General features: G+C 68.5%; 8 protein-coding genes. 6 read left to right on the top strand and 2 right to left on the bottom strand.

The window, feature by feature from the left end; translation table 11 throughout:
• The first annotated feature begins 37 nt into the window (after positions 1 to 37).
• From OG574_RS15885 to OG574_RS15875, 3 genes are read left to right on the top strand one after another with little or no spacing between them, the layout of a single operon-like run.
• Positions 38 to 937 carry a GNAT family N-acetyltransferase gene (locus OG574_RS15885; protein ID WP_326773784.1) on the top strand — a complete coding sequence of 300 codons (900 nt, stop codon included), beginning with the start codon at positions 38 to 40 and terminating at the stop codon, positions 935 to 937.
• 57 nt (positions 938 to 994) lie between these two features.
• Positions 995 to 2,965, top strand: a complete 1,971-nt coding sequence (locus OG574_RS15880) for an IucA/IucC family protein (protein ID WP_326773783.1) — start codon at positions 995 to 997, stop codon at positions 2,963 to 2,965.
• 40 nt (positions 2,966 to 3,005) lie between these two features.
• Positions 3,006 to 4,988: an ATP-dependent DNA helicase gene (locus tag OG574_RS15875; protein ID WP_326773782.1), complete on the top strand. Its 1,983-nt coding sequence runs from the start codon at positions 3,006 to 3,008 to the stop codon at positions 4,986 to 4,988.
• 198 nt (positions 4,989 to 5,186) lie between these two features.
• Here OG574_RS15875 and lexA read toward each other — a convergent pair whose 3' ends face one another.
• Positions 5,187 to 5,972 (bottom strand): transcriptional repressor LexA, encoded by a 786-nt coding sequence (gene lexA / locus OG574_RS15870; protein ID WP_100591111.1) that lies wholly within the window; start codon positions 5,970 to 5,972, stop codon positions 5,187 to 5,189.
• A 516-nt stretch (positions 5,973 to 6,488) separates the two neighbouring features.
• Here lexA and nrdR point away from each other — a divergent pair.
• The gene (nrdR, locus tag OG574_RS15865) at positions 6,489 to 7,034 is read left to right on the top strand and encodes a transcriptional regulator NrdR (protein WP_326773781.1); all 546 of its coding nucleotides are present in this window, start codon (positions 6,489 to 6,491) and stop codon (positions 7,032 to 7,034) included.
• A gap of 136 nt (positions 7,035 to 7,170) precedes the next feature.
• Positions 7,171 to 10,071: a vitamin B12-dependent ribonucleotide reductase gene (locus OG574_RS15860; RefSeq protein ID WP_326773780.1), complete on the top strand. Its 2,901-nt coding sequence runs from the start codon at positions 7,171 to 7,173 to the stop codon at positions 10,069 to 10,071.
• A 77-nt stretch (positions 10,072 to 10,148) separates the two neighbouring features.
• Here OG574_RS15860 and OG574_RS15855 read toward each other — a convergent pair whose 3' ends face one another.
• A complete protein-coding gene (locus OG574_RS15855) occupies positions 10,149 to 10,676 on the bottom strand; it encodes a TerD family protein (RefSeq protein WP_326773779.1) in 528 nt (175 codons plus the stop codon).
• A 90-nt stretch (positions 10,677 to 10,766) separates the two neighbouring features.
• Here OG574_RS15855 and OG574_RS15850 point away from each other — a divergent pair, with 90 nt between their 5' ends.
• Entirely contained in the window at positions 10,767 to 11,591 is an 825-nt protein-coding gene (locus OG574_RS15850) for an arylamine N-acetyltransferase family protein (protein ID WP_326773778.1), read from the top strand.
• Positions 11,592 to 11,623 lie beyond the last annotated feature (32 nt).

Genomic DNA, 11,623 nt, shown 5'->3' with positions numbered 1-11,623 from the left:
AACATGCCCCACCCCATCCCCTGAGAGGAACGTCGCCGTGTCATCCACCGACGCGCGCACCGACGCCGGAGTCACGCCCGCCACCGCCCCTGCTGATGCCGTCACCGACGAGATCACGGGCACGGGCCCCGGCGCCGACGAGCTCACTGGCTCCGATCCCGGTGGCGGCACGGATGTTGCCGACACCCTGGACCTGCGCCTGCCCGACGAACTCATCGACCTGATCGCCGGGCAGGATGGACCCGGCGGACAGGTCAACGGCAGCGCGGGCGAGGGGACCGATGCGGGTTCCGGCGACTACGGGCACACAGGTGACGGAACGCGAGCGCACGTACCGGGCGGCACCTCGACGGCCCTGGCGGACGACGACCTGCTCGACAACGTCGGAGCGTGGCGACCGGTCACCACACGTTCCGGCGTCTTCCAGCTGGTTCCCGTCCGTATCGAACGCGACCTGGCGCTGATCAGTCGCTGGATGAACGATCCAGCCGTTGCTGCCTTCTGGGAACTTGAAGGCCCGGAGAGCGTCACGGAGACCCATCTCCGCCCCCAGCTGGACGGCGACGGGCGCAGCGTCCCCTGCCTCGGCGTACTGGACGGCACTCCGATGAGCTATTGGGAGATCTACCGCGCCGACCTCGACCCGCTGGCGCGCCACTACCCCGCCCGCCCGCACGACACAGGTGTTCACCTCCTTATCGGTGGTGTCGCCGACCGCGGCCGAGGACTCGGCACAGGCCTGCTCAAGGCCGTCGCCGACCTCGTACTCGACCATCGCCCGCGCTGCGCACGTGTCGTCGCGGAGCCGGACCTTCGCAACACCCCCTCCGTATCAGCGTTCTTGAGTGCTGGCTTCCGCTTCTCCGCCGAGGTGGACCTCCCCGACAAGCGAGCCGCACTCATGATCCGAGACCGGGCCCTGCGCGCTCTGCTGTGAACCCGTCACTCTTAGTACACCGCTCACCCCGATCCGGTTCCCTCCCGAGGAGTCCCCGTGCCGAATCCGTCCGAGCCCCAGCCGTCCGCAGCGTCCTCCGCTCTGTACGACCCAGCGGAGCTGACCTCCGAGAACTGGGAGGGCGCCGCAGCCCGGCTGCTGGCGAAGATGATCGGGGAGTTCGCGTACGAGGAGATCATCGAACCGAAACGGGAGCCGGAGCCGGAGCCGGAGCGGGGACATGGGCCGGGGCAGGGGACAGGGCTGTTGCGGACAGACCTGTACACCCTTCCCGTCGACGGAACCCACGTGCCCCCGGGCAGCGCGTTCCGGTTCAGGGCCCGCCGGGGCGCGTACGGCAGCTGGCTCGTAGATCCGGGCAGCATCCAGTGGATCGCCGGCCGCCCAAAGAAGACCGCCGGCCGCCCCGCGCACACGGACATGGACGGGGACGCCACCGAGCCCGAGCTGTCACTCACCACAGCGAACCCACCGGAACGCTTCACCGACCCCCTCGCCTTCCTCCTCCGCGCCAAGCACGTCCTCGGCCTCGACGGCGCCACGCTCGGGCATCTCATCCGCGAGCTCACCGTCACCCTTGCTGCCGACGCCCGTCTCGCCGACACCGCGCTCGACGCGGCCCAGCTCGCCGATCTCGGATACGCCGAACTGGAAGGCCACCAGACGGGCCACCCCTGGCTCGTCCTCAACAAGGGCCGCCTGGGGTTCTCAGCCTCCGACACGGCCCGCTGGGCCCCCGAGGCCCGTATCCCCGGGACACTTCCGTGGATCGCCGTCCACACGAGGATCGCCGCCTACAGAGGCGTCGCGGACCTGGCGACAGCAGATCGGCTGTACGACCGCGAGCTCTCCCCGGCGGCGCGGGACTCCTTCGCCGAAGCCCTCCGGGAGCGCGGCCTGGACCCGCAGGCCTACCTGTACCTACCAGTACATCCGTGGCAGTGGAACAACATCGTGCTGCCGCTCTTCACCGGCCCCGTCGCGACGGACGCCATCGTGCCGCTCCCCACCGACGGCGACGTGCGCCTACCCCAGCAGTCCATCCGTACGTTCCTCAACATCTCGCGCCCCGACCGCCACACGGTGAAGCTTCCGCTGTCCGTGCTCAACACCCTTGTGTGGCGCGGCCTGCCCACAGAGCGCACGCTCGCGGCACCGTCGGTCACGGCGTGGATGCACTCCCTCCGCGAAACGGACCCCTTCTTGAAGGACGATTGCGGGGTCATCCTCCTGGGAGAGGTGGCTTCGGTCGCCGTCGAGCACCCCGTATACGACGGCCTCGAAGAAGTCCCGTATCAGTACAAGGAGTTGCTGGGCGCCATCTGGCGCGAACCGGTCTCCCGGTATCTCGCCCCCGGCGAGCGGGCCCGCACCCTGGCCTCTCTGCTCCACGTAGACCCGCACGGCCGGGCATTCACCGGGGAGCTCGTCGCCCGATCCGGGCTGACCCCCGAGGTGTGGCTGCGCCGGCTCTTCGCGGCCCTGCTGCCCCCGCTTCTGCACTTCCTCTACCGCTACGGCACCGTGTTCTCCCCGCACGGGGAGAACGCCATCGTCGTCTTCGACGACCACGACGTGCCGGTGCGGCTCGCGGTGAAGGACTTCGTCGACGACGTGAACGTGAGCGCCGAGCCGCTGCCCGAACACGACCGCATGCCGCACGACGTACGCGAGATCTTGCTCACCGAGCCGCCCGCCTTCCTGACCCAGTTCATCCACTCAGGGCTCTTCGTCGGCGTCTTCCGGTATCTGGCGCCCCTGTGCGAGAAGGAACTGGGGGTCACGGAAGAGAAGTTCTGGTCCCTGGTGCGCACAGAGATCGTGCGGCATCAGGCGCGCTTCCCCGAGCTCAAGGAGCGGTACGAGATGTTCGACCTCCTCACTCCCCGTATCGAGCGGCTCTGCCTCAATCGCAACCGACTGCACCTGGACGGTTACCGCGACCGGTCGCAGCGCCCCCACGCGGCCGTGCACGGCACGGTGCCCAATCCGCTGCACCAGCCGTGATCGCGGGATTGTCAGTGGTGCCCCGTAGGGTGGTCGAGCTATGACGAAGCCCTCCCTCCCCGAGCTCCTGCACGCCGCCGTCGCCGCCGTCGGCGGTACGGAACGACCTGGCCAGGTGACCATGGCCGAGACCGTCGCCGAGGCGATCGACGGCGGTTCCCACCTGCTCGCCCAGGCAGGCACGGGTACCGGTAAGTCCCTCGGCTACCTGGTTCCTGCCCTGGCGCACGGGGAGCGGGTCGTGGTCGCGACGGCCACGCTGGCCCTCCAGCGCCAGCTCGTAGAGCGGGACCTGCCGCGCACGGTCGACGCGCTGCACCCCCTGCTGCGCCGGCGCCCCCAGTTCGCCATGCTCAAGGGCCGGTCGAACTACCTGTGCCTGCACCGTCTCCACGAAGGAGCGCCGCAGGACGAGGAGGAAGGGCTCTTCGACCAGTTCGAGGCGGCCGCTCCGACCAGCAAGCTCGGCCAGGACCTGCTGCGGATGCGGGACTGGGCCGACGAGACGGAGACGGGCGACCGGGACGATCTGACCCCCGGAGTCTCCGACCGGGCCTGGTCCCAGGTGTCGGTCTCCTCCAGGGAGTGCCTGGGCGCCACCAAGTGCGCGTACGGGCAGGAGTGCTTCGCCGAGGCGGCCCGCGAGCGGGCCAAGCTCGCCGATGTGATCGTCACGAATCACGCGCTCCTGGCGATCGACGCCATCGAAGGGGCACCGGTCCTGCCGTCCCACGAGGTGTTGATCGTGGACGAGGCGCACGAGCTCGTCTCCCGGGTCACGGGTGTGGCGACCGGCGAGCTCACCCCGGGGCAGGTGAACCGCGCGGTGCGCCGTTCCGCCAAGCTCGTCAACGAGAAGGCGGCCGATCAGCTCCAGACCGCCGCCGAGGGCTTCGAGCGGCTCATGGAGCTGGCGCTGCCCGGCCGTCTGGAGGAGATCCCGGAGGACCTCGGCTACGCGCTGATGGCGCTGCGGGACGCCTCCCGGACCGTCATCTCGGCCATGGGCACCACACGCGACAAGTCCGTCCAGGACGAGGACGCGGTACGCAAGCAGGCACTGGCCTCCGTGGAGAGCATCCACGACGTGGCCGAGCGCATCACGAACGGCTCCGAATACGACGTCGTCTGGTACGAGCGACACGACCGCTTCGGCGCGTCCCTCAGAGTGGCCCCCATGTCGGTGTCCGGCCTGCTGCGGGAGAAGCTCTTCGCGGAGCGGTCCGTGGTGCTGACCTCGGCGACACTCAAGCTGGGCGGCGATTTCAACGGGGTGGGTGCCTCTCTGGGCCTGGCCCCCGAGGGCCAGGAGGGCGAGGGCCTCCCGCAGTGGCGGGGCGTCGACGTCGGATCGCCGTTCGAGTACCGCAAGCAGGGCATTCTCTATGTCGCCAAGCATCTGGCACGCCCTGCGCGTGAGGGCACCCGCAGCGACATGATGGACGAGCTGGCCGAGCTGATGCAGGCCGCCGGTGGCCGGACGCTGGGGCTCTTCTCGTCGATGCGCGCCGCACAGGCCGCGGCGGAGGAGCTGCGGACCCGGCTTCCCGAGTACCCGATCCTCCTCCAGGGCGAGGAGACGCTCGGCGAGCTGATCAAGGGGTTCTCGGCCGACCCGAAGACGTGTCTGTTCGGCACGCTCTCCCTCTGGCAGGGCGTGGACGTGCCGGGCGCCAGCTGCCAGCTCGTCGTCATGGACAAGATCCCGTTCCCGCGGCCGGACGACCCGCTGATGAGCGCCCGGCAGAAGGCCGTCGAGGATGCCGGAGGCAATGGCTTCATGGCCGTTGCGGCGACGCATGCGGCCCTGCTGATGGCCCAGGGCGCGGGCCGCCTCGTACGGGCGACGGGGGATCGCGGCGTGGTGGCGGTCCTGGACCCGCGGCTGGCGACGGCCCGGTACGGCAGCTATCTGCGGGCCTCGATGCCGGACTTCTGGTACACGACGGACCGGAACCAGGTGCGGCGCTCGCTGGCCGCGATCGACGCGAAGGCGACCGCCGAAGCCGAAGAGAGCGCGTAGCCGCGCGGACCGCGCCATCGCGTGGGCGGCAGGCCCGGACACCCGGGGCTCCGCCCACGCGGCAGGCCCTCGGATCCGGTAGGCCAATGACGCTCGGCAGGCCCAGGACACATCGGACTTAGGACACAGCAGACTCAGCACACAGCAGGGCCCCGGAACCGGCGCAGTTGGTTCCGGGGCCCGGTCAGGGGCGCGGGGTCACACCCGCCGCAGAACGGCCACCACCTTGCCGAGAATGGTCGCCTCGTCACCGGGGATCGGCTGGTACGCGGAGTTGTGCGGCAGCAGCCACACATGGCCGTCCTCGCGCTTGAAGCGCTTGACGGTGGCCTCGCCCTCGAGCATCGCGGCGACGATGTCGCCGTTCTCCGCGACCGGCTGGCGGCGGACCGTGACCCAGTCGCCGTCGCAGATCGCGGCCTCGATCATCGAGTCGCCGACGACCTTCAGGACGAACAGCTCACCGTCTCCGACCAGCTGCCGGGGGAGGGGGAACACGTCCTCGACGGACTCTTCGGCGAGGATCGGGCCACCGGCGGCGATGCGGCCGACGAGCGGGACGTACGACGCGGCCGGCTTGCCCGCGGTGTCCGTGGGCTGCGCGCTCGGCTGGTCGGACCCGCGGACCTCGTAGGCGCGGGGGCGGTGCGGGTCCCGGCGCAGGAAGCCCTTGCGCTCGAGGGCCATCAGCTGGTGCGCGACCGACGACGTGCTCGACAGGCCCACCGCCTGACCGATCTCCCGCATCGACGGCGGGTAACCACGCCGCTGCACGGAGTCCCTGATCACCTCGATGACGCGGCGCTGCCTGTCCGTGAGCCCCGAGCTGTCCGCGCGGATTCCGGGAGGTCGGCCCGGCAAGGAGCGCGCGGGCTTCGGCCCCTCCGCGCTCATGGATGCGTCATTCATGGCATGCACCGGCTCGAGTCGGCCCTGGGAACGGTCCTGGGCAGTGATGGTGGCGCTGTCTGCGGTGGTGGTCACGTCGGTCGGCCCCTCTCGAGATGTTCTCCCTAGCTAGCCAACGGTAGTTGCTTTCGAAAGGTTGCGCCAAACACACGTTCGAGTGAAAAATCGCAGATTGCTTGTCGTGATCATGTGCCTGGGTGTATGCCTTGCGCTTTGCCGGAGTGGCAATTCGGTCCATTGCGGTACGCTTCACCGCCGAGGCCGAGACCCGCTCCGTGGGGCTCCCAGTGTGCCATCCGGTGGTCCGTCAACCCGGAACCGGCCCCCTCTCCGTGCGCCGCCGCCCGCGATCTGCGCGCATCCGTCATGAGCGCGCTCCCGCCCCGGTGTTCGTGAGGTGAAAGCGACACGCGTGGGGGCGAATTAGCGACCAAACCCCAGATCTAGTGGTTCGATGGCATCAGTAGCCCAGAAGTTGTGGTCCCCGGTCCAACGAGGCCTCGGTCATCGCCTATGCTTGGGGCTGCTTCGAGGGGCCTGAAGGGCCTCGCGAGGCCATTGAGTCGTGCTGTGAAGGAGGGTTGGAGTTCCATGCACTGCCCCTTCTGCAGGCACCCCGACAGCCGTGTCGTCGACAGTCGCACCACCGACGACGGCACGTCGATCCGCCGGCGCCGCCAGTGCCCCGACTGCTCCCGTCGTTTCACGACCGTGGAGACGTGCTCGCTCATGGTGGTCAAGCGGAGCGGGGTGACCGAACCCTTCAGTCGTACGAAGGTGATCAACGGCGTCCGCAAGGCGTGCCAGGGCCGCCCCGTCACCGAGGACGCCCTCGCCCAGCTCGGCCAGCGGGTCGAGGAGGCGGTGCGTGCCACCGGCAGTGCGGAGCTGACCACTCATGACGTGGGCCTGGCCATACTCGGCCCGCTTCAGGAACTCGACCTCGTCGCCTATCTGCGCTTCGCGTCCGTGTACCGGGCGTTCAATTCGCTGGAGGACTTCGACTCGGCCATCGCGGAGCTGAGGGAACAGCTGCCCGGTGCGAGCCGCGGGGACGCGGGCGGAGAGCGCGAACCATGTGGCTGCGGGCCCGGAGGGACTGTCGAAGTCCCCGTGCCCGCCACCGCTGCCGACTGACCGGCCCAGGGGTCGGTCGGCGGCCATCCAGACCTGTTGCGGGCGGCAAGAGCGGCGTCCGCAATACAAGACACACACCGTGCCACGGGAAGATCGAGGCACTTCGGGGCGTTTTAGCCCGGTATAGGGAGGCGGCATGACAGAGACGACGAGTGGCCCGGCACGAGGTTCCCGCGCCAAGGGAGCCAAGGCCAACAAGGGGCTGCGTATCGAGCGCATCCACACGACTCCCGGCGTGCATCCGTACGACGAGGTGGAGTGGGAGCGCCGTGACGTCGTCATGACCAATTGGCGCGACGGCTCGATCAACTTCGAGCAGCGTGGCGTCGAGTTCCCCGGCTTCTGGTCGGTGAACGCGGTCAACATCGTCACCAGCAAGTACTTCCGCGGCGCGGTCGGCACCCCGCAGCGCGAGGTGAGCCTCAGGCAGCTCATCGACCGGATCGTGAAGACGTACCGGAAGGCCGGAGAGGACCACAACTACTTCTCCTCGCCCGCCGACGCCGAGATCTTCGAGCACGAGCTGGCGTACGCCCTCTTGCACCAGATCTTCAGCTTCAACTCCCCGGTGTGGTTCAACGTCGGTACGCCGCAGCCCCAGCAGGTCTCCGCCTGCTTCATCCTTGCCGTCGACGACTCCATGGAGTCGATCCTCGACTGGTACAAGGAAGAGGGCATGATCTTCAAGGGCGGCTCCGGCGCCGGCCTGAACCTCTCGCGGATCCGTTCCTCCAAGGAGCTGCTGTCCTCGGGCGGCAATGCCTCCGGTCCCGTCTCCTTCATGCGCGGTGCCGACGCCTCCGCAGGAACGATCAAGTCGGGTGGCGCCACGCGCCGCGCGGCCAAGATGGTCATCCTCGACGTCGACCACCCCGACATCGAGAACTTCATCGAGACCAAGGTGAAGGAAGAGGAGAAGATCCGCGCGCTGCGTGACGCGGGCTTCGACATGGACCTGGGCGGAGACGACATCACGTCCGTCCAGTACCAGAACGCCAACAACTCGGTCCGCGTGAACGACGAGTTCATGAAGGCCGTGGAGACCGGCGGCAAGTTCGGTCTGCGCGCCCGGATGACCGGTGACGTCATCGAGGAGGTCGACGCCAAGTCGCTCTTCCGCAAGATGGCCGAGGCCGCGTGGGCGTGTGCCGACCCCGGTATCCAGTACGACGACACCATCAACCAGTGGCACACCTGCCCGGAGTCCGGCCGGATCAACGGCTCGAACCCGTGCAGCGAGTACATGCACCTGGACAACACGTCCTGCAACCTCGCGTCGCTGAACCTGATGAAGTTCCTGAAGGACGACAGCAAGGGTCACCAGTCCTTCGACGTCGAGCGCTTCTCCAAGGTCGTCGAGCTGGTCATCACCGCGATGGACATCTCGATCTGCTTCGCGGACTTCCCGACGCAGAAGATCGGCGAGAACACCCGCGCCTTCCGCCAGCTGGGCATCGGCTACGCCAACCTCGGCGCCCTGCTGATGGCCACGGGTCACGCGTACGACTCCGAGGGCGGCCGCGCCCTGGCCGGTTCCATCACGTCGCTGATGACCGGTACCTCGTACAAGCGTTCCGCCGAGCTCGCCGCGGTCGTCGGCCCTTACGACGGCTACGCCCGTAACGCCGCGCCGCACCAGCGGGTCATGAAGCAGCACGCTGACGCGAACACCAAGGCCGTCCGTATCGACGACCTGGACACGCCGATCTGGGCCGCCGCCACGGAGGCCTGGCAGGACGTCGTCCGCCTCGGCGAGAAGAACGGTTTCCGCAACTCGCAGGCCTCGGTCATCGCCCCGACCGGCACCATCGGTCTCGCGATGTCCTGCGACACCACCGGCCTTGAGCCCGACCTCGCCCTGGTCAAGTTCAAGAAGCTCGTCGGCGGCGGCTCGATGCAGATCGTCAACGGCACCGTCCCGCAGGCCCTGCGCCGCCTGGGTTACCAGGAGGAGCAGATCGAGGCGATCGTCGCCCACATCGCCGACAACGGCAATGTGATCGACGCCCCCGGCCTGAAGACCGAGCACTACGAGGTCTTCGACTGCGCGATGGGCGAGCGCTCCATCTCCGCGATGGGCCACGTCCGCATGATGGCCGCCATCCAGCCCTGGATCTCCGGCGCGCTGTCCAAGACGGTCAACCTGCCCGAGACCGCCTCGGTCGAGGACGTCGAAGAGGTCTACTTCGAGGCGTGGAAGATGGGCGTCAAGGCGCTCGCCATCTACCGCGACAACTGCAAGGTCGGCCAGCCCCTCTCCGCCAAGACCAAGGAGAAGGAGAAGGAGGCGGTCACCGCCAAGGCCGAGGAGACCATCCGTACCGCGGTCGAGAAGGTCGTCGAGTACCGTCCGGTCCGCAAGCGTCTGCCCAAGGGCCGCCCGGGGATCACCACCTCCTTCACCGTCGGTGGCGCCGAGGGCTACATGACCGCCAACTCCTACCCGGACGACGGTCTCGGCGAGGTCTTCCTGAAGATGTCGAAGCAGGGCTCCACCCTCGCCGGCATGATGGACGCTTTCTCGATCGCCGTCTCCGTCGGTCTGCAGTACGGCGTCCCGCTGGAGACGTACGTCTCGAAGTTCACGAACATGCGCTTCGAGCCGGCCGGCATGACGGACGACCCGGACGTGCGGATGGCGCAGTCGATCGTCGACTACATCTTCCGCCGCCTGGCGCTCGACTTCCTGCCCTTCGAGACGCGCTCCGCGCTCGGCATCCACTCGGCCGAGGAGCGTCAGCGTCACCTGGAGACGGGCTCGTACGAGCAGTCCATCGACGATGTCGACGTCGAGGGGCTGGCTCAGTCCGCCCCGCGGCAGACCGAGTCCCTGAAGGCCGTCGTCGAGGCCCCCAAGGCCGAGGCCGTCGCCGCGGCGCCCGCTCCGCAGCAGGCGCACACCAGCGCCGAGCTCGTGGAGATGCAGCTGGGCATCCAGGCGGACGCCCCGCTGTGCTTCTCCTGCGGCACGAAGATGCAGCGCGCCGGCTCCTGCTACATCTGCGAGGGCTGCGGCTCGACCAGCGGTTGCAGCTGATCCGCTGACGCAGTGAGGTGAGGGGCGGCGGGCCACCAGGCCCGCCGCCCCTCACCCGTTCCGCGTTCCCGGAGCGCTCAGTGCGCGCCGCCCATCGCGGCGGCGAACGATGTCGGGTCGCTGTCGTAGCCCTGGAGCACCTCGCGGAAGGCCCACTCTCCGGAGTCGTCCCTCGCGAATTCGGCGATCACGGCCGCCGTGGAATCGGCCACTTCGGAGAAGTCGTTCTGTGCGAGGCCGGTGTACCCCTCGCGGATACGGACCGCTGTGTTCGCCACCGCTCCGAACACCGTTGCCCGCTCTCCCTGCTGTATGGCGATACCGACGACCACGCGCGCGTAGGAGGGCGACAGGCGCTCCAGTTCCAGTGTCATGACTTCGTCGAATCCGAAGCCCTGGCCCGTCGTGCTGTCCCTGTTGAGGGTGATGGTCCCGTCGGGGGAGCGGCTGTCGAAGTGCACGACGTAGGCCGGAGCTCCGCCCGGATCGTCGGATGTGTAGGTCGCCGCGATGATGTCGAGATCATGGGGCGGCTGGCCGATCGGGCTCGGGTCCCATTTCAGCGCGACCTCGACCTTCTTGAGCCCTTTCTTGAAGCTGCTCACCGAACTCCCCCTTCTCGGCTGCTGGTTACGGCTGTTCGTCACTGACTGCTCATGACTGCTACGGACACGCTACGTCCTACGATTGTGGCCATGAACTGGAACGGGGAAGACCTTGATCTCGACGCCTACTTGGCGCGAATCGGCTTCACGGGAGACGTCAAACCGGACCTGGACACGCTGCGCGCGCTGCACCGGGCGCATATCGCGGCGATCCCGTTCGAGAACCTGGAGATCATGCTCGGGCGGCCGGTGGACCTGAGCCTCTCCGCCTTGCAGGCGAAGCTTGTGCGGCAGCGCCGCGGCGGCTACTGCTACGAGCAGAACCTGCTCTTCGCGGCCGTTCTGGAGCGAATCGGCTACCCCGTGAAGGGACTTGGGGCCCGCGTCCGGGCGGGCGCCACGGCGCTTCGCGCGGTCACTCACATGCTGACCCGCGTCACCGTGGGGGACGGCCAGGAGTGGCTGTGCGACGTGGGCTTCGGCGCCCAGGGCCTGCGCGAGCCGATCCCCCTGAGGGACGGGATCGAGGTGCGTCAGGGACCGTGGACCTTCGGCCTCGTGCCGGAGGGCGCCGGCGTTCTGGTCCTGTGCGGCTTGCGTCCCGGCGGCTGGGAGGAGATATACGCCTTCACCCTGGAGGAGCGTTATCCCGTCGACTACGTGGTGATGAACCACTACACGTCGACGCATCCGCGGTCCGCCTTCACTCATCGCCCCGTCGTCCAGCGTGCCGCCGTCGACAGTCAGCGCTCCCTCATCGACATGCGGATGTCGGTCGAGCTGCCGGACGGGACCCGGGACGAACAGGACGTGCAGGACGGCGAGTTGATGGACCTTCTCGCCCGTGAGTTCGGGATCGAACTGAGTGACGAGGACGCGGCACGACTGACCAGGATGCGCGACGCCGGAGCGTGACCTAACCCACGTCGTGGGCCGTACGATGGCGC

Origin of the sequence: Streptomyces sp. NBC_01445 (genome assembly GCF_035918235.1) — a bacterium.
GTDB lineage: Bacteria > Actinomycetota > Actinomycetes > Streptomycetales > Streptomycetaceae > Streptomyces.
Note: the sequence above shows the minus strand (reverse complement) of the source record. Positions and strands in the feature narration are given on the sequence as shown.

What these genes read in the sequence shown, in the direction of transcription:
- OG574_RS15860 (WP_326773780.1), top strand. Translation starts at nt 7,171, where the DNA reads ATGACAGAGACGACGAGTGGCCCGGCACGAGGTTCCCGCGCCAAGGGA.
- OG574_RS15850 (WP_326773778.1), top strand. Translation starts at nt 10,767, where the DNA reads ATGAACTGGAACGGGGAAGACCTTGATCTCGACGCCTACTTGGCGCGA.
- OG574_RS15875 (WP_326773782.1), top strand. Translation starts at nt 3,006, where the DNA reads ATGACGAAGCCCTCCCTCCCCGAGCTCCTGCACGCCGCCGTCGCCGCC.
- nrdR (WP_326773781.1), top strand. Translation starts at nt 6,489, where the DNA reads ATGCACTGCCCCTTCTGCAGGCACCCCGACAGCCGTGTCGTCGACAGT.